Origin of the sequence: Kosakonia sacchari SP1 (assembly GCF_000300455.3) — a bacterium.
GTDB classification, from domain to species: Bacteria; Pseudomonadota; Gammaproteobacteria; order Enterobacterales; family Enterobacteriaceae; genus Kosakonia; species Kosakonia sacchari.
This window is the reverse complement of record NZ_CP007215.2, coordinates 3,781,585-3,799,107: the sequence shown is the minus strand read 5'-3', so window position 1 is coordinate 3,799,107 and position 17,523 is coordinate 3,781,585. Positions and strand designations below refer to the sequence as shown.

At 55.3% G+C, this 17,523-nt stretch carries 16 protein-coding genes; 12 read left to right on the top strand and 4 right to left on the bottom strand.

From position 1 onward, the window contains the following. Window positions 1-21 precede the first annotated feature (21 nt). Together psiF and C813_RS41005 are read left to right on the top strand one after the other, a co-directional pair. Window positions 22-342 (top strand): phosphate starvation-inducible protein PsiF, encoded by a 321-nt coding sequence (gene psiF, locus C813_RS41010; protein ID WP_017458822.1) that lies wholly within the window; start codon window positions 22-24, stop codon window positions 340-342. A 180-nt stretch (window positions 343-522) separates the two neighbouring features. Then, window positions 523-2,046: an FAD-dependent oxidoreductase gene (locus C813_RS41005; protein WP_017458823.1), complete on the top strand. Its 1,524-nt coding sequence runs from the start codon at window positions 523-525 to the stop codon at window positions 2,044-2,046. A gap of 36 nt (window positions 2,047-2,082) precedes the next feature. Here the strand turns inward: C813_RS41005 and proC are convergent, their stop codons facing one another. Then, window positions 2,083-2,889, bottom strand: coding sequence for a pyrroline-5-carboxylate reductase (gene proC, locus C813_RS41000; RefSeq protein WP_017458824.1), 807 nt, complete (start codon window positions 2,887-2,889; stop codon window positions 2,083-2,085). Between the two features lie 133 nt (window positions 2,890-3,022). On the opposite strand from proC, the gene C813_RS40995 reads away from it, so the two are divergent. From C813_RS40995 to ppnP, 5 genes are all read left to right on the top strand, one after another. Further along, window positions 3,023-3,484: a YaiI/YqxD family protein gene (locus C813_RS40995; RefSeq protein WP_017458825.1), complete on the top strand. Its 462-nt coding sequence runs from the start codon at window positions 3,023-3,025 to the stop codon at window positions 3,482-3,484. 271 nt (window positions 3,485-3,755) lie between these two features. After that, window positions 3,756-4,280, top strand: coding sequence for a shikimate kinase AroL (aroL, locus tag C813_RS40990; protein WP_017458826.1), 525 nt, complete (start codon window positions 3,756-3,758; stop codon window positions 4,278-4,280). Between the two features lie 50 nt (window positions 4,281-4,330). Beyond that, entirely contained in the window at window positions 4,331-4,522 is a 192-nt protein-coding gene (gene yaiA / locus C813_RS40985) for a protein YaiA (RefSeq protein ID WP_017458827.1), read from the top strand. A 216-nt stretch (window positions 4,523-4,738) separates the two neighbouring features. Beyond that, window positions 4,739-5,416 (top strand): AroM family protein, encoded by a 678-nt coding sequence (locus tag C813_RS40980; protein ID WP_017458828.1) that lies wholly within the window; start codon window positions 4,739-4,741, stop codon window positions 5,414-5,416. 88 nt (window positions 5,417-5,504) lie between these two features. Beyond that, window positions 5,505-5,789, top strand: a complete 285-nt coding sequence (ppnP, locus tag C813_RS40975; RefSeq protein ID WP_017458829.1) for a pyrimidine/purine nucleoside phosphorylase — start codon at window positions 5,505-5,507, stop codon at window positions 5,787-5,789. A 45-nt stretch (window positions 5,790-5,834) separates the two neighbouring features. On the opposite strand, the gene rdgC is transcribed toward ppnP, so the two are convergent. Then, window positions 5,835-6,746, bottom strand: coding sequence for a recombination-associated protein RdgC (rdgC, locus tag C813_RS40970; RefSeq protein WP_025263714.1), 912 nt, complete (start codon window positions 6,744-6,746; stop codon window positions 5,835-5,837). A 99-nt stretch (window positions 6,747-6,845) separates the two neighbouring features. Between rdgC and mak the strand changes: the two genes are divergently transcribed. Next, window positions 6,846-7,754: a fructokinase gene (mak, locus tag C813_RS40965; protein ID WP_017458831.1), complete on the top strand. Its 909-nt coding sequence runs from the start codon at window positions 6,846-6,848 to the stop codon at window positions 7,752-7,754. 31 nt (window positions 7,755-7,785) lie between these two features. Here the strand turns inward: mak and sbcC are convergent, their stop codons facing one another. Beyond that, the gene (gene sbcC / locus C813_RS40960; RefSeq protein ID WP_017458832.1) at window positions 7,786-10,926 is read right to left on the bottom strand and encodes an exonuclease subunit SbcC; all 3,141 of its coding nucleotides are present in this window, start codon (window positions 10,924-10,926) and stop codon (window positions 7,786-7,788) included. Next, the gene (sbcD, locus tag C813_RS40955) at window positions 10,923-12,125 is read right to left on the bottom strand and encodes an exonuclease subunit SbcD (protein WP_017458833.1); all 1,203 of its coding nucleotides are present in this window, start codon (window positions 12,123-12,125) and stop codon (window positions 10,923-10,925) included. Before sbcD ends, sbcC begins: the two co-directional genes overlap by 4 nt. 198 nt (window positions 12,126-12,323) lie before the next feature. On the opposite strand from sbcD, the gene phoB reads away from it, so the two are divergent. The 4 genes from phoB (at window position 12,324) to proY (ending at window position 17,494) form a co-directional block, all read left to right on the top strand. After that, on the top strand, window positions 12,324-13,013 hold the full coding sequence (phoB, locus tag C813_RS40950) for a phosphate response regulator transcription factor PhoB (RefSeq protein WP_007373472.1): 690 nt from the start codon (window positions 12,324-12,326) through the stop codon (window positions 13,011-13,013). A gap of 21 nt (window positions 13,014-13,034) precedes the next feature. After that, complete coding sequence (phoR, locus tag C813_RS40945; RefSeq protein WP_017458834.1) at window positions 13,035-14,333, top strand: phosphate regulon sensor histidine kinase PhoR; 1,299 nt, start codon at window positions 13,035-13,037, stop codon at window positions 14,331-14,333. 405 nt (window positions 14,334-14,738) lie between these two features. After that, window positions 14,739-16,058, top strand: coding sequence for a branched-chain amino acid transporter carrier protein BrnQ (brnQ, locus tag C813_RS40940; protein ID WP_017458835.1), 1,320 nt, complete (start codon window positions 14,739-14,741; stop codon window positions 16,056-16,058). A gap of 83 nt (window positions 16,059-16,141) precedes the next feature. After that, window positions 16,142-17,494: a proline-specific permease ProY gene (gene proY / locus C813_RS40935; protein WP_017458836.1), complete on the top strand. Its 1,353-nt coding sequence runs from the start codon at window positions 16,142-16,144 to the stop codon at window positions 17,492-17,494. Window positions 17,495-17,523 lie beyond the last annotated feature (29 nt).

The window sequence follows — 17,523 nt, the reverse complement described above, 5'->3', positions numbered from 1 at the left end:
CATTAAGAGAAGGATGGTGCTATGAAAATAACATTACTGGTTACCCTCGTTTTCGGTCTGCTGTTTGTCACGGCGCTGAGCGCCGCCGAAAAAACGCTGACTCCGCAACAACAACGTATGACCCTCTGCAATCAACAGGCGACGGCGCAAACCCTGGCGGGAGACGCCCGTAAGAAATACATGAGTGACTGCCTGAAAAACACCAAAACTGAGCCCGGACAAAAAAGCCTGACGCCGCAGCAGCAGCGCATGCGTGAATGTAACGCCCAGGCGACGCAACAATCCCTGAAAGGCGAAGATCGCAGTAAATTTATGAGCGGTTGCCTGAAAAAAACGCAATAACGCAGCGGGTGAGCATTGCGTTTGCTCACCCTCTTTTCGGAATTTTCCCCGTCTTTTTGCCCGCCCGTTAATCTCTGCCAGGCTTACTTTGTGAGCTTCGTTTTCTTTTTCCTTTTCCTTGTGGTTGTGCGCTGTCTGGCGTTACGCCCGTTTTCGCAACACTGACACGGGAGCAAAGTGATGAACTATCAATATGTTACTGAACTGAATGCCTTGCCGGAAAGCCAACCGGTTAAAGTGGATGTCGCGGGCACCTCAATGATCCTTATCCGCACCGGAGCAAAAGTCCGTGCTTTTCAGAGTAAATGCCCGCACGCAGGCGGGCCGCTGGAGAAAGGGGCCGTATGCGATGGCAAACTGGTCTGCCCATGGCATAAAGCCGCGTTTGATATCACCAATGGCAAATGGCGCGAACCGCTGGCGCTGCAAAACCTCAAGCAGTATCCGGTGATGCTTGAGCAAAACCGTGTGTTGGTTAACCCGCGCCCACTTTCTCCTGCCAGCCACTCGCTTATCCGTGGTGAGCACCCGCAAACCGCCGTGATCCTTGGGACTGGCGCGGCAGGTAGCGCGGCGGCGATAACACTGCGTGATGCCGGATTTAACGGCCACCTGGTGTTGATCGATAAAGAAGATGATGCGCCTTACGATCGCACCGCGCTGAGCAAATTCGTTCCGGCGGGGAAAATGAAAATCAGCGACGTTCCCCACCTGCTGGACAGTGCCTTTTACAGCCAGCCCGGCGTCGAAAGCTTGCGCGAAGAGGTGGCGAATATTGATTGCCAGGCTCACCTGCTTACGCTTGCCGGCGGCCGGCAGATCACCTTCGACAAACTACTGCTGGCCACCGGTGGCCAGCCAGTGTGGCCGGATATTCCCGGTAACCACCTGGCGGGTGTGCATGTGCTGCGTGGTATCCACCAGGCCGAGCGTTTGCTAAATGAAGTGGAACAGGAACAGCAACTGGTCGTGATCGGTAATAGTTTTATCGCCATGGAGCTGGCGGCGGCGCTGCGTAATCAGGATATCGACGTGACGGTGCTGTCGCGCCATGCGCTGCCATTTGTACCGCAGTTTGGTGAAGAGGTGGGGCGGCATTTTATGAATCTGCATAAACAGAATGGCGTGAAGTTTGTTACCGGCGAACCGGCTGCGCTGGAAGGGAACGGCCATGTGCAGAGCGTCACGTTAAAAGATGGTCGTTCAGTGCCAGCTCATGTGGTGGTGTTTGCCACGGGCGTCAAGCCGGTGACCGACATGGCGCACGACCTGCCTCATGAAAAAGATGGCAGCCTGACGGTGGATGAAACGTTGAGTGCCGCGCCGGATGTCTGGGCGGTCGGTGATATCGCCAGTTACCCAGCCCCGGAAGGGCGTCGGCGTATTGAACACTGGCGTGTGGCGCAGCAGCAGGGGCGGCTCGCCGCACTGAATATGCTGGGTGAACAGCACACTTTTGATCGCGTCCCCTTTTTCTGGACGACTCACTTCGGTAACCGCTTTGAATATCTCGGTTATACCCGTGAGTGGGACAGTATGAAAATGCTGGGATCGTTTGATAATAAACGTTTTGCCGTGCTCTATGGCGAAGCAGGCATACTGAAAGCGGTGCTGAGCTGCGGCGAGTACAGTGAAACGGCAGGTCTACTGCTGAAGATGCAGCAACCGATTAGCTTGCATGCCGCCAGCGAAATGCTGGCCTGAGAAATCGCGCCACGCGACATCGCGTGGCGCATTGCGTTAGCTACTCATTTTGTCAGACTTCGCCATACACGCGGCAATCGCTTCGATCACCGCCGAGCGGAAACCTTTCTCTTCCAGCACTTTTACCGCTTCAATGGTGGTGCCACCAGGCGAACAGACCATATCTTTAAGCTCGCCCGGATGCTTGCCACTTTCCAGTACCATTTTTGCCGAGCCCATCACCGCCTGTGCGGCAAATTTATAGGCCTGCGCGCGCGGCATCCCGCCCAGCACAGCAGCATCGGCCATCGCTTCGATAAACATAAACACATATGCCGGTGCAGAGCCGCTGACACCAACTACCGGGTGGATCATCGGTTCGGCAATCACTTCCGCTTCACCAAAGCAGCGGAAGATATTCAGCACATCGGCGGTATCTTCCGGCGTGACCAGCGCGTTAGGCGTCACAGAGGTCATGCCCGCGTTCACCAGCGACGGGGTGTTAGGCATGGCGCGGACGATTTTGCGGTCGTGGCCGAGTGCGCGAGCTAACTGATCAAGCGTAACGCCGGCGGCGATGGAGACCACCAGCGTCTCTTTGTTCAAGCTGGAGGCGATATCGTTAAGCACTTTCACCATAATGTTCGGTTTGACTGCGCCAAAGACGATATCGGCAATCTGCGCCACTTCCTGCGCGCTTTGCGCGGCGTTCACGCCAAACTGGTCATGCAGGGCAGCCACTTTATCCGGCGACGGGGTATACACCCAGATTTGCCCCGGCAGCACCTGGCCGCTGGCAATCAAGCCGCCAACAATCGCTTTTCCCATGTTACCGCAGCCGATAAAACCGATTTTCTTCTCCATCACATCCGTCTCTCTGCTTGTAAATGTTTGTGCGATATAGCTTAACGTGGATTGGCGGCGAGGGCGAAAGGATCTCTCCTTTCCCCGGCAGGAAATTAAAGCGACAATGCGGCGCAAACAGAAAGGAGTAACAATGGCGATTTGGGTTGATGCGGACGCCTGTCCGAACGTAATCAAAGAGATTTTATTCCGCGCGGCCGAGCGCACACAGACGCCGTTAACGCTGGTGGCGAACCAAAACCTGCGCGTGCCGCTGTCGCGGGTGATCCGTTCCATCAGAGTGCCTGCGGGTTTTGACGTTGCCGACAATGAAATTGTCCGGCTGTGCGAAGCCGGTGATTTGGTGATCACGGCAGACATTCCGCTGGCAGCGGAAGTGCTGGCAAAAGGCGCGGCGGCACTGAACCCGCGCGGTGAACGCTATAGCGAGGCCACCATTCGCGAAAAACTGACGATGCGCGATTTCATGGATACCCTGCGCAGCAGTGGTATTCAAACCGGTGGCCCGGACAGCCTGTCACAACGGGATCGCCAGCAATTTGCCGCCGAACTGGATAAATGGCTGCTGGCCGACAAACGCCGCCAGAGCGAGTAAATTCTGCGCATCCCCGCATGATGTGTTACTGTTTGCCGCCTTGCGGGCTTGCCAGCCTGTGTTACATTCAGTAAGGTTGCCGCGACACGTGCTGCCATAGAATCTTTACAGAGGAAACCCAGATTTAACTTGGTTTCTCATGAGATTTTTACTGACGCAGACATAAAAGTGTAACGTTAATTTTACGATGAGTTTCGTACTAGTCTGGTGATATTATCGCTGTCTTATTTTCCGTCCTGCACTGTGCAGGACCCGGAGGGAACACCTGCTCATGACGCTCCCCATTTTTCTTATCGGCGCACGTGGTTGCGGTAAAACAACGGTTGGTCGGACGCTGGCGCTGGCGCAGGGATGCCAGTTTATCGATACCGATTACTGGTTGCAGGAAAATGCCCAACAGACCATCGCTGCGATTGTTGAACAAGAAGGGTGGGATGGTTTTCGTGCGCGGGAAACCGCCGCGCTGGAAGCGGTTAGCTCGCCATCACGCGTGGTGGCGACCGGCGGCGGGATTATCCTTCGCGAATACAACCGCCGTTTTATGCGTGAACACGGGGTGGTGATTTATCTCTGCGCGCCGGTCGAGGTGCTGGCGGAGCGGCTGGAGGCTTTTCCCGAGGAGGGGCAACGCCCGACGCTAACCGGTAAGCCCATCAGCGAAGAGGTCAGTGAAGTGCTGGCGCAGCGCGATGCGTTGTACCGTGAAGCTGCGCATTACGTAGTGGATGCAGCGCAGTCACCGGATAAGGTGGTGTCTGATATTGAAGCGGCATTGCAACTGGCGCGCGCCAGTTAGCGAAACGTTTGTCTATACTTATTGCTCGACCCGCAAAATGAGGAAGAGCTATGCCGACTAAACCGCCATATCCGCGTGAAGCCCGTGTTGTCGCTGTTGAAAAAGGTGCGAACGGTCCGACGGTGACCTGGTATGAACTGCGCGCCGACCATCCGAAACCGGATACCTTAATTAGTGAACACCCCACCGAGCAGGAAGCTCTTGACGCTAAACGGCGTTATGAAGATCCGGACAAAAGTTAAGCCGCATTTTGAAGGCTGGATGATTTCCTGAACATTACAAAAAAGGATCTACATCACGTTTTTAAACTGGCTAAATAATAGTCAGTGGTTACTCTTTTATGGTTACTGGAATTTATATGAACACGAGAGTGGCATGTTCTTTTTACACAACAGCCGTCATAACGGCATGATTGAGAGCGAATAAGAACAAGCAGTGATGAAAGGCGGAAAGTAAAAATGAGTGCGTCCCTGGCGATCCTCACCATTGGTGTGGTTCCGGTAAAAGAGATTTTTCCGCTCCTTGCGGAGCATGTTTCAGAAGAGCAGATCACCCATCTTAGCCTGCTGGGAAAAATGGATCCGGAAGAGGTGCGCCGTGAATACGCCGTAGACGCCGGGGAGCACGCCATTCCCACACGATTAAGCGATGACAGCCTCGGGATGGTTTCCCGTGAGAAAGTGGAACGCGATCTCCAGGGCGTTATCGAAGTGCTGGATAACCAGGGTTACGATGTCATTTTGTTGATGAGCACCGCGGATATTCGTGGTTTCGTTGCACGTAACGCGATTTTGGTTGAGCCGCAGCGCATTATTCCGCCGCTGGTCGCTTCCATTGTCGACGGGCATCAGGTAGGCGTGATTGTGCCCATTCCCGAACTCATGGCGCAGCAAAAGAAAAAATGGCAAGTGCTGGAAAATGAACCTTATTACGCGCTGGCTCACCCTTACCTGGCGACAGAACAGGAATTAATTGAAGCGGGTAAAGGGCTTATTGAGCGCGGTGCGGATGTGCTGATGCTGGATTGCCTTGGTTTCCACCAGTATCACCGCGATTTACTGCAAAAAGCGCTGGATGTGCCCGTTTTACTGTCGAATGTGCTGGCCGCGCGGCTGGCATCTGAACTGCTGGTTTAGGCCTGCAATCGTGTGAATTTCTCGTGACAGAAGCAAAGTCCGGCCTCTATAGTGTTTTTCCATACATTTTCTTTATAAGGGCCAGTTCATGCTTCAAAGTAACGAATACTTTTCCGGTAAAGTGAAATCCATTGGTTTTACCAGCAGTAGCACTGGCCGTGCCAGCGTTGGGGTTATGGCGGAAGGGGAATACACTTTCAGCACCGCGCAGCCGGAAGAGATGACGGTGGTAAGCGGCGCGCTGAATGTGCTGCTGCCGGGCGAAACCGAATGGAAAGCTTACGCCGCGGGCGAAGTGTTCAACGTACCTGGTCATAGCGAGTTTCATTTGCAGGTGGCGGAACCGAGTTCTTACCTCTGCCGTTACCTCTAATGTAAAACGCCCGGAAAATCCGGGCGTTTGTCTGTGGAGAAAAGGTTAGCGCTGTGCTTCGCCGCCTAAGCCTTCCACCAGATTTTGAATCAACGCCGCCAGTTCGCCGGTCATCAGAATAAAATCGGCATCGAAGCGCTGGGCAAAATCTTCTCTGTCGATATCTTCATTCTGATCGCGCAGCTCATCGCAGAATTTCAGGCGTTTTACGGAACCGTCATCGCACATCAGGAACTGGATACGCTGCTGCCAGTCGAGCGCCAGCTTCGTGACCACTTTGCCTGCCTCAATGTGTACGGCAATTTCATCGCTCACCAGATCCTGTTTTTTCGCACGGATCACGCCGCCATCTTCCAGCATCGCTTTCAGTTCTGCTTCGTCCAGCAACTGGAAACCCTGCGCTACCGTACCGGAACGCACCCATTCGGTCAGCGTCAGTTCGATAGGATTTTCCATCGTCAGCGGTACCACCGGCAGCGAGCCGAGGCTTTTTCGCAGCAACGCCAGCGTGTCTTCCGCTTTTTTGGCACTGGCGCAGTCGACCATAATCAGGCCATTCACAGTGTCGATCCACATCATGGTCTGGCTGAAGCGGCTGAATGCACGCGGCAGTAAGGAGTGCAGCACTTCGTCTTTCAGCGAATCTTTTTCTGTTTTTTTCAGCTTGCGACCCTGCTCGGCTTCAAGACGGGAAATTTTTGCTTCCAGCGCTTGTTTGACTACCGGCGTCGGCAGAATTTTTTCTTCTTTACGCGCGCAGATAATAATCTGGCCGTTGTTGCTATGGGTCAGCGCGTCGCTGTGTGAACCCATCGGTGGAACCCATCCAGTTTTCGCCATATCCTGACTACCGCATGGAGTAAACGATAGTGGGGCAAGCTGTTTTTCCATCTCTTCCGCACGCAGCGCAACATCGCGGCTGAGACGGTATACCATTAAATTTTTGAACCACAGCATGATTTTTTCCACGGCCTTGTCGTTAAATGCAGCGGGCATGATAGCGAATTGTCGCCGCCGTTGCATTGCTAATGCGTGGTCCACTATGAGGAGTTTGATGTGCGTATCGGTATCGACTTAGGTGGTACAAAAACAGAAATCATTGCGCTGGGTGAACAAGGCGAAGAGTTGTTTCGCCATCGCCAGGCCACGCCGCGTGACTATTGGCAGACCATTGAGCTAATCGCCTCGTTGGTGGATCTCACGGAAAAAGCGACCGGGCAGCGCGGCACGGTGGGCATGGGCATTCCCGGTTCGATTTCGCCCTACACCGGTGTGGTGAAAAATGCCAATTCAACCTGGTTGAACGGTAAACCGTTCGATAAGGATTTGAGCCAGCGGTTAAATCGCGAAGTGAGGCTGGCAAACGATGCCAACTGCCTGGCGGTTTCCGAGGCGGTGGACGGCGCGGCAGCCGGTGCGCAAACGGTGTTTGCGGTGATTATTGGCACCGGCTGCGGCTCCGGTGTGGCGCTTAACGGGCATGCGCACATCGGCGGTAACGGCACCGCAGGCGAGTGGGGGCACAATCCGTTGCCGTGGATGGATGAGGACGAGCTGCGCTATCGCAGCGAAGTTCCCTGTTATTGCGGCAAGCAGGGCTGTATTGAAACCTTTATTTCCGGCACCGGCTTTGCCACGGATTATCAGCGGCTTAGCGGCAAGGCGCTCAGGGGCAATGAGATCATGCGTCTGGTCAACGAACAGGATGCGGTGGCGGAACTGGCGATTAGCCGCTACGAGCTGCGGCTGGCGAAATCGCTGGCGCATGTGGTGAACATTCTTGACCCGGATGTGATTGTGCTGGGCGGCGGCATGAGTAACGTCGAGCGTCTTTACCAGACCGTACCGGTGCTGCTGCGCAATTGGGTATTTGGCGGTGAGTGCGAAACGCCGATCCGCAAAGCGCTGCACGGCGATTCCAGTGGCGTACGCGGCGCGGCCTGGCTGTGGCCGCAGGGCGAATAAACAACAAGGGCGCGGTTAAGCGCCCTGATTTTTAACTCACCGCGAATTTCCCGTCGAGCTTGCTGTAGCCCAGTCCGTTAATTTTCTTCACTTTGATCTGCACCGGGATGCGCTCTTTCATTGCTTCCACATGGCTAATCACGCCGATGGTTTTGCCGCTGGCGTTCAGCGCGTCAAGAGCATCCAGCGCCGTGTCCAGCGTTTCGCTGTCCAGCGTGCCGAAGCCTTCATCGAGGAACAGTGAATCGATGCGGGTTTTATGACTCACCAGATCGGAGAGCGCCAGTGCCAGCGCCAGACTGACCAGGAAACTCTCGCCGCCGGAAAGGGTGCGTGTATCGCGTACCGCATCCGCTTGCCAGGTGTCGACTACCTCCAGTTCCAGGGCATCGCTCTCCTTGCGTTTCAGCAGATAACGTCCGTGCAGGCGATTAAGCTGGTTGTTCGCCAGCCAGACGAGGTTATCCAGCGTTAAACCCTGGGCGAATTTGCGGAATTTATCTCCCTCTTTGGAGCCGATAAGCGCATTCAGATGGCCCCAGTCGTCATACAACACGCTGGCATGCGCTATCTCCTGCATTACATTTTGCTGGCGCTTACGGTTATCTTCATCCTGCTTCAACTGTTGACGGCATTCCCCCTGGCGGGTGGTATTTTCCCGAAGCTGGTGCGACATCGAGTCCAGCGCCAGGCCGATGCTTTCAACCGTGGTATCCGGGGCGAGTGCCGCAGGCGGCTGTGCCTGGTGTGCGCTCAGTGCCTGTTCAGCGCTGTTCGCTACTGCCTGTTTCTGCTGGCATTCGCTGTCGAGCTTCTGACGTAACTGCTCAAGGCGCTGGCGTTCAGGTTCGGTGAGCAGGGCGTCTAGAAAGGCCTGATGATCGGTGAAAACGCTTTTTCCCAGCGCATCGGTAAATTGTTGCTCCAGCGCGGCTGCGGTTTGCTCCTCTTGCGCCAGTTGCTGATGCAGGGTTTGCCACTGGCTTTGCAGCGCAAGACAGGCATCGTGTACTTTCCGCCAGCCTTCCAGCGCTGCTGTCTGCCCGTCGTTGGCGCTGTCGCTTTCCGGTAGTGTGTCGAGGATCGGCGTGAGTTGCGCCATCTTTTCGTGCAGCGCACTGAGCTGTTGCTGCTGATATTGCCACTGTTCGGCTTCCTGCGTGCGCGCCGCCAGCCACAGCTCCTCTTCGCCTTCCGGCGGCAGGGCCAGATCCAGTTGTTGCAGCGTGGTCGCCAGTTTTTCACGGCGGGCAACCACAGCTTGTTGATACTGCTCGCTTTGTTGATGAAGTTCGCGGATTTGCAACTGCAGTGTCTGGCGCTGGTTCAGCAAATAAAGCTGATGTTCATAAGCATCCTGCGCGCTTTGCCAACTGGTAAGCTCGCGATGCGGCTCCAGCGTGACGCTGAGCGCGGCACAGGCTTTTGCCCACTCCTGCAACCAGTTTTGCTCCTCTTGTTGTAGGTTTTTCACTTCGCGCTCATCTTTTTCGTAGCGTTCAGCCAACCCTTTCAGCCGCTCGCCAAGTGCGACGCCATCCTCTTTGACCTGGCGCACTTCCAGATCCAGCGCGCTGCGCCGTGCCTGATTGACGCCTGGCTCAAGAGTTTGATAATGCGCAATCGCCGGATGTTCGGTTGCGCCACACAGCGGGCAAGGGTGACCCGGTTGCAGACGCGCGCGCTCGCTTTCCAGATCTTTGATGCGGTTTTCCAGCTCGCAAATGGTCGTGACTTCCGTCAGCAGCTGGTTTTTCTCTTTGTACAGCTCGCGTTTACGCGCCAGTTCAACACCGATCTTTTCCTGCTCGGCGCGTAAATCAAGCAAGCTCTGCTGGCGCTGCGCCAGCTGTTTGCGCAGCGGAGCAAAACGGGCATGCAGGGCGGTAAGTTGCTGGCGTAGCGGGCGGTTTTGCGCGCACAACGCCATTGCCGCCGCCGTCTCTTCCGCGCTCATTGCCAGTGTCGATTCAGGCAAGGTGCGCAGTTTCGCCTCGTGAGTCTGCACACGCTGTTGCAGGCCGAGCCACTGTTTTTTCTCTTCTTCCAGCTGGTTGAACAACACGCGCCAGCCGGTTAATTCGTTCTGCCAGCGCTCAAAACGGGCGTTCTCAGCAAGCCAGCTTTCCAGCGTTTTCTGCGTTTCCCGCAATGTTGCATGCTGCTGCTGGGCGCTAACGCGAATGCGCGCACGCTGTAACAGGCTGGCATGTAAGCGAGTATTTACTTCTTCGCTCTGCGCACGGGTGCGAACCAGCGCTTTACGCTGCTCCTCAAGCCGATCCCATAGCGGGCGCAATTGCAGCGCCGGTTGCGCGCGTTCCAGCGCCGCTATCTGAGGCTGAGCACCGGCCAGCGCCTGCTGAGCCTGTACCAGTGCGGCCTGCGCGCGTCCGCGCGCGGCGCGTAACTCTGCGTCGCGGTTCAACCAGTTGGCCTGCGCCTGTATGTCGCGCTGCCCTGCCAGCAAACGTTGCTCTTCGTCAGTAAGCGCCTGCAAACGTTGCGCAAGCTGCTGGCGCTGCTCATCACTAAGCAGTTCCACGCCTTTTGCCTGCGCCTGCAACTGCTCAAGCCGGGTTTTCGCCGCTTTGTGTTTTTCAAACACCATGGCGGAAATCTGGCCGTAAATCTCGGTGCCGGTCAGCTCTTCGAGCAGCTCTGCGCGTTCACGCGGTTTCGCATTGAGGAAGGCGGCGAACTGCCCCTGCGACAGCAGCATGGAACGGGTAAAGCGGCCATAATCCAGCCCGGTCAGTGAGGCGGTAAGATCAAGCTTATCTTTCACTTTATCGGCAAGGATTTTGCCATCGGCGCAGGCCGCCAGCTCAACGCGCGGGGCTTGCAAGTTTCCATCCGGCAGCCCGCGGGCGCGGCTCTGGCTCCAGAACGCGCGGTAGGCGACGCCTTTCACTTCAAACTCCACTTCGGCAAGGCAGTCAGCTGTATCGCGGGTCATTAAATCGTTTTGCGATTGTGAAAGGGTGCTAAGGCGCGGTGTTTCGTGGTACAGCGCCAGGCAGATGGCGTCGAGCAGCGTGGTTTTCCCCGCACCGGTCGCGCCGGTAATGGCGAACAGACCGTTGCTTGCGAACGGCTCTTCGGTGAAGTCTATTTTCCACTCGCCTTTAAGCGAGTTCAGGTTTTTTAGCCGCAGGCTCAGGATTTTCATGCCTCATTCTCCTCATCCAGCGCCTGGCGCGCTTCGCTAAACAGCGTGTGTAACCGCGCATTTTGTGTGTCGTCGAGTTCTGCCAGCGCAAGGCGGCGGGCGAAGACCTCTTCGACTTTTAATTCGTTTAAGGTTTCGCGTAACTCGCCGGAAAGAATTCGTTCGCGCTGTTCGCGGCTGCGGCGCACCAGCAGCACTTCGACTGGCAAATCTTCTGTCACCTGCTGGATTTTGCGCTGCATATCCGCCAGATATTCATGACTTTCGATTTCAATATCCAGCCATACGGGGGGCTCTGCGGGGGCATTGCGCCACTGTTCTAACTGACGGCAGATTTCAACAAAATCGCCTTTGATCACCGCTAACGGTTGGGTTGCCGGCACCGCCAGCGCCGTGACATCGGCGAGCTTACCTTCGGCGAATGTCACCAGATTGACGCTTTTGTTTTTCCCGGTTTCATCAAAACTCAACGCAATGGGCGAGCCGCAGTAGCGGATATGCTCCTGGCCGCCAATCTTCTGCGCCCGATGAATGTGGCCGAGCGCGAGGTAATCCACCGGCGGAAAATTTTGTGCAGGGAAGGCGTCTAACGTGCCGATATAAATATCACGTACCGCGTCACTTTTACTGGCACCCACCGTGGTTAAATGGCCGCTGGCGATAATCGGCAGTGGTTTGTCACCGCGCAGTTCACAGGCTTTAGTAAATTGCTGTTGATAGTAATCGGTGATCGCCGCCAGCAAATGTTGATGTTTTTGTTGTCCGGAAAGCCCTGCCTGGCTAACGGTAATGTCGCGCGGGCGTAAAAATGGCACCGGACAAAATACCGCACCGGGTTCGCCATCGCGGCGCTCTAGCAGGAACGGCTGGGCGCCTGCACTGGCTACCACGGTGGTTTTCAGGTAGGCGAGGATCTCTTTTGATTCGTTTAGTGTGGCCACGGAATCGTGGTTTCCCGCCAGCACGATAAGCTGGCAGCCCGTTTGCTGGAGTTTGACCACAAAGCGGTTATAAAGCTCGCGGGCATAGCTGGGCGGGGAACCAGTGTCGAAAATATCGCCTGCGACAATAATGGCATCCACCTGATGCGTTTCGGCGGCGGCGAGCAGCCAGTCGAGAAAAGCGTCATGTTCGGCGGCGCGGTTTTTACTGTAGAAGTTTTGACCCAGATGCCAGTCTGAAGTGTGAATGATGCGCATAGCGGTTCCGTGGCGAAAAAGCGTAAAGCAGATTATAAACATTAAGCAGATGAGGGACATAACCGAACGCAAATTTGCGCTGTCACACAGCCACCGCGCGGGTCATATAGCGGTCATCTTATTCATAAATCTGTCATAAAACTGACGCATAATGGCGCCGCTACCTATACTGACGACTTAATTAAAACAGGGCGAATTATGGCGAGACGAATTCTGGTCGTAGAAGATGAAGCACCGATCCGTGAAATGGTGTGCTTCGTGCTCGAGCAAAATGGTTTTCAACCGGTGGAAGCTGAAGATTATGACAGCGCGGTGAACCAACTTAACGAACCCTGGCCCGACCTGGTTTTACTGGACTGGATGCTGCCTGGCGGTTCTGGCATTCAGTTTATTAAACATCTTAAACGCGAAGCGATGACCCGTGATATTCCGGTGATGATGCTGACCGCGCGCGGGGAGGAAGAGGATCGCGTTCGCGGTCTGGAAACGGGGGCGGACGATTACATTACCAAGCCATTTTCACCGAAAGAGCTGGTCGCGCGCATTAAAGCCGTGATGCGCCGTATTTCACCGATGGCGGTGGAAGAGGTGATTGAAATGCAGGGGCTGAGCCTCGATCCTTCCTCACATCGCGTAATGACCGGTGAGAATCCGCTGGATATGGGACCGACAGAGTTTAAACTCTTACATTTCTTTATGACGCACCCCGAACGTGTTTATAGCCGCGAACAACTGCTGAACCACGTATGGGGAACCAATGTTTACGTTGAAGACAGAACCGTGGACGTGCATATTCGCCGTCTGCGCAAAGCGCTGGAACACAGCGGCCACGATCGTATGGTGCAAACAGTGCGCGGCACGGGATATCGTTTTTCGACCCGTTTCTGAAATTTGACAGGAGTGTGACGCGTGCTGGAACGGCTGTCATGGAAAAGGCTGGTGCTGGAGCTCCTCCTTTGTTGTATCCCCGCCTTTATTCTCGGCGCGATTTTCGGTTACCTGCCCTGGTTTTTGTTCGCCGCGGTAACCGGGTTGCTGATCTGGCATTTCTGGAATTTACTGCGCCTTTCCTGGTGGTTGTGGGTCGATAAAAGCATGACGCCGCCGCCGGGCACGGGAAGCTGGGAGCCGCTACTTTACGGGCTACACCAGATGCAGATGCGTAACAAAAAGCGCCGCCGCGAACTGGGAAATTTGATCAAACGCTTTCGCAGCGGTGCGGAATCGCTGCCGGATGCGGTGATCCTCACCACCGAAGAGGGGGCGATTTTCTGGTGTAACGGTCTTGCACAGCAGATGCTGGGGCTGCGCTGGCCGGACGACAACGGCCAGAATATCCTTAACTTGCTGCGCTACCCAGAATTTACGAAATACATCAGGAATCAGGAGTTTGGCCGACCTCTGCATCTGGTGCTCAATAATGGGCGGCATCTTGAGATCCGCGTCATGCCCTACAGCGAGCAACAACTGCTAATGGTGGCGCGTGATGTGACGCAAATGCACCAGCTGGAAGGTGCGCGGCGTAACTTTTTTGCCAACGTTAGTCATGAACTGCGCACGCCGTTAACGGTTTTGCAGGGCTACCTGGAAATGATGCAGGAGCAAACACTGGAAGGGGCGCCGCGCGAAAAAGCGCTGCACACTATGCGTGAACAAACGTCGCGGATGGAAGGGTTGGTCCGCCAGTTACTCACGCTGTCGAAAATTGAAGCTGCGCCGACGCTACCGCCTAACGAAACCATTGATGTGCCGATGATGTTGCGGGTTGTCGAACGGGAAGCGCAAACCCTCAGTCAACAAAAGCACACTTTCAGTTTTGAAGTGGATAACGCGCTCAAAGTGCTTGGTAATGAGGAGCAACTGCGTAGCGCAATCTCGAATCTGGTCTATAACGCCGTCAACCACACGCCTGCAGGCACGCACGTTATTGTGCGCTGGCAGCATGTACCGCAGGGCGCGGAATTTAGCGTGGAAGATAACGGACCGGGCATTGCCGCAGAACATATTCCGCGCCTGACCGAACGTTTCTACCGGGTGGATAAAGCCCGCTCGCGGCAAACCGGCGGCAGCGGTCTTGGGTTAGCGATTGTCAAACACGCGGTGAATCACCACGAAAGCCGCCTTGATATCGTCAGCGAACCGGGCAAGCGTACCCGCTTTAGCTTTGTCCTGCCGGAACGTCTGGTTGCCAAAAAAGCCGCTTCCTGAAGGCTCTGTCAGCATATCTTTCCAGCGGCCTGCGAAAACAGGCCGCTTTCCCGCACCGTCTACCACAGCTGAAACGTATTTTGTACGTCTGCTGCTTTTTTGTTCGCATGATCAGCCATGTGTTTTTCTTATAAATGGAGTATTTGACTGCTTGTTTTTTGCAATGCAGCATAACCATCTGGTTTTGCGATCCCACCTTGCCTTTAAACGTTATAAGCGTTTAAATTGCGCCCGTACATTGTCAGACCGACTGTGTTTACGTGGTAAATCGAAAAACTATTCTTCGCCACGTTGTACATAAAGCATTTCCCGCTGATTTTTCACGCAATTGGCGTTTTATTGTTCGGTCGGGAAAGGCCAATAATTCATCACTTTACGACACCACATCCACAGGCAGTAAAACTTATGACCCATCACTTAAAACCACGAGACATTGTTGCTCTGGGCTTTATGACCTTTGCCCTCTTCGTAGGCGCAGGTAACATCATTTTTCCTCCGATGGTCGGCTTACAGGCGGGTGAACACGTCTGGACGGCGGCGTTTGGCTTTCTGATTACCGCTGTGGGTTTGCCGGTGCTCACCGTTGTCGCGCTGGCGAAAGTCGGCGGTGGCGTCGATAGCCTAAGCACGCCGATTGGGAAAGTGGCGGGTGTTCTGCTGGCAACGGTTTGCTACCTGGCGGTTGGGCCACTGTTTGCGACGCCGCGTACGGCAACCGTCTCGTTTGAAGTCGGGATTGCACCGCTGACCGGCGAAGGCGCGATGCCGCTGCTGATTTACAGCGTGGTTTACTTCGCGCTGGTGATCCTGGTGTCGCTCTATCCGGGCAAACTGCTTGATACCGTGGGTAACTTCCTTGCCCCGTTGAAAATCATCGCGCTGACTATCCTCTCGATCGCCGCGATTGTCTGGCCGGCGGGTTCCATCAGCCACGCGCTGGACGCCTACCAGAACGCCTCTTTCTCCAACGGTTTCGTCAACGGCTACCTGACGATGGATACGCTAGGCGCGATGGTTTTCGGCATTGTGATTGTTAACGCGGCGCGTTCGCGCGGCGTGACCGAAGCGCGTCTGCTGACCCGTTACACCGTTTGGGCTGGCCTGATGGCTGGCGTGGGTCTGACGCTGCTGTATCTGGCGCTGTTCCGCCTGGGCTCAGACAGCTCTTCGCTGGTTGAGCAATCTGCCAATGGCGCTGCCATTCTGCATGCTTACGTTCAGCACACCTTTGGCGGTGCGGGCAGCTTCCTGCTGGCGGCACTGATTTTCATCGCCTGCCTGGTGACGGCGGTTGGCCTGACCTGCGCCTGTGCCGAGTTTTTCGCGCAGTATCTGCCGCTCTCTTACCGTGCGCTGGTGTTTATTCTGGGTATCTTCTCAATGGCGGTGTCCAACCTCGGGTTGAGCCACCTGATTCAGATTTCGATTCCGGTGCTGACGATGATCTACCCGCCCTGTATCGTACTGGTGGTGCTGAGTTTTACCCGCTCCTTCTGGAACAGTTCAACACGCGTTATCGCACCGGTCATGTTTATCAGCCTGCTTTTTGGTATCCTTGACGGCGTGAAAGCCTCCGCGTTTGCTGAACACCTTCCTGCCTGGACACAGCGCTTGCCGCTGGCGGAGCAGGGGCTGGCCTGGTTGATGCCAAGTCTGGTGATGGTGATTCTGGCCGCAATCTGGGATCGCGCTGCAGGACGACAAGTGACTTCCAGCGCGCATTAACAGCAGCAAACACGGTTTGTTTAACCACGGGGTACGCGCTCCGTGGTTTTTTATTTTTGTGTTGAATAATGGCAGTGGAAACGATGGAAAGTACTAATAAGCTGAAGCGTGGGCTAAGCACCCGCCACATTCGCTTTATGGCGCTGGGTTCAGCGATTGGCACCGGGTTGTTTTACGGCTCCGCAGACGCCATCAAAATGGCCGGGCCAAGCGTGCTGCTGGCTTACATTATTGGCGGTGTCGCCGCGTATATCATTATGCGTGCGCTGGGCGAAATGTCCGTGCATAACCCTTCTGCCAGTTCCTTCTCCCGCTACGCGCAGGAAAATCTCGGCCCGCTGGCCGGTTATATCACCGGCTGGACCTACTGTTTTGAAATCCTGATTGTCGCCATTGCCGATGTGACCGCTTTCGGCATCTATATGGGCGTCTGGTTCCCGACGGTGCCGCACTGGATTTGGGTATTGAGCGTGGTGCTGATTATCTGCGCCATTAACCTGATGAGCGTGAAGGTGTTCGGCGAACTGGAGTTCTGGTTCTCGTTCTTTAAAGTCGCCACGATCATCATCATGATTGTCGCCGGGTTCGGCATCATCATCTGGGGGATTGGCAACGGTGGTGAGCCGACCGGCATCAGCAACTTGTGGAGCCACGGCGGCTTCTTCAGCAATGGCTGGCTTGGCACGGTGATGGCGCTGCAGATGGTGATGTTCGCCTACGGCGGTATTGAGATCATTGGTATCACCGCCGGCGAAGCGAAAGACCCGGAAAAGTCGATCCCGCGCGCCATCAACTCCGTGCCGCTGCGTATTCTGGTGTTCTATGTTGGGACGCTGTTCGTGATTATGTCCATTTATCCATGGAACCAGGTAGGCACTAACGGCAGCCCGTTTGTGCTGACCTTCCAGCATATGGGTATCACCTTTGCCGCCAGCATTCTTAACTTTGTGGTGTTGACCGCCTCGCTTTCCGCCATCAACAGCGATGTGTTCGGTGTCGGACGGATGCTGCACGGCATGGCTGAGCAGGGAAGTGCGCCGAAGATGTTCGCCAAAACCTCGCGTCGCGGTATTCCGTGGGTCACGGTGATGGTGATGACGGTCGCGCTGCTGCTGGCGGTCTATCTGAACTACATCATGCCGGAAAATGTCTTCCTGGTGATTGCCTCGTTGGCGACCTTCGCCACGGTGTGGGTGTGGATCATGATCCTGCTCTCGCAGATTGGTTTCCGCCGCCGTCTCTCTGCTGATGAAGTGAAAGCGCTGAAATTCAAAGTGCCTGGTGGGGTAGCCACTACCGTTGCCGGGTTGATTTTCCTCGTGTTTATTATTGTGCTGATTGGCTGGCACCCGGACACCCGCATCTCTCTGTATGTTGGCTTCGCGTGGATTGTGCTGCTGCTGATTGGCTGGATGTTTAAACGCCGCAAAGCCTGATAACTGTGCCGGATAAGCGTCAGGCTTGT

Coding starts and splice junctions, on each gene's coding strand:
- aroL (WP_017458826.1), top strand. CDS start 3,756: ATGACGCTCCCCATTTTTCTTATCGGCGCACGTGGTTGCGGTAAAACA.
- C813_RS40995 (WP_017458825.1), top strand. CDS start 3,023: ATGGCGATTTGGGTTGATGCGGACGCCTGTCCGAACGTAATCAAAGAG.
- rdgC (WP_025263714.1), bottom strand. CDS start 6,746: ATGCTGTGGTTCAAAAATTTAATGGTATACCGTCTCAGCCGCGATGTT.
- phoB (WP_007373472.1), top strand. CDS start 12,324: ATGGCGAGACGAATTCTGGTCGTAGAAGATGAAGCACCGATCCGTGAA.
- psiF (WP_017458822.1), top strand. CDS start 22: ATGAAAATAACATTACTGGTTACCCTCGTTTTCGGTCTGCTGTTTGTC.
- ppnP (WP_017458829.1), top strand. CDS start 5,505: ATGCTTCAAAGTAACGAATACTTTTCCGGTAAAGTGAAATCCATTGGT.
- proY (WP_017458836.1), top strand. CDS start 16,142: ATGGAAAGTACTAATAAGCTGAAGCGTGGGCTAAGCACCCGCCACATT.
- C813_RS41005 (WP_017458823.1), top strand. CDS start 523: ATGAACTATCAATATGTTACTGAACTGAATGCCTTGCCGGAAAGCCAA.
- C813_RS40980 (WP_017458828.1), top strand. CDS start 4,739: ATGAGTGCGTCCCTGGCGATCCTCACCATTGGTGTGGTTCCGGTAAAA.
- proC (WP_017458824.1), bottom strand. CDS start 2,889: ATGGAGAAGAAAATCGGTTTTATCGGCTGCGGTAACATGGGAAAAGCG.
- brnQ (WP_017458835.1), top strand. CDS start 14,739: ATGACCCATCACTTAAAACCACGAGACATTGTTGCTCTGGGCTTTATG.
- sbcD (WP_017458833.1), bottom strand. CDS start 12,125: ATGCGCATCATTCACACTTCAGACTGGCATCTGGGTCAAAACTTCTAC.
- yaiA (WP_017458827.1), top strand. CDS start 4,331: ATGCCGACTAAACCGCCATATCCGCGTGAAGCCCGTGTTGTCGCTGTT.
- sbcC (WP_017458832.1), bottom strand. CDS start 10,926: ATGAAAATCCTGAGCCTGCGGCTAAAAAACCTGAACTCGCTTAAAGGC.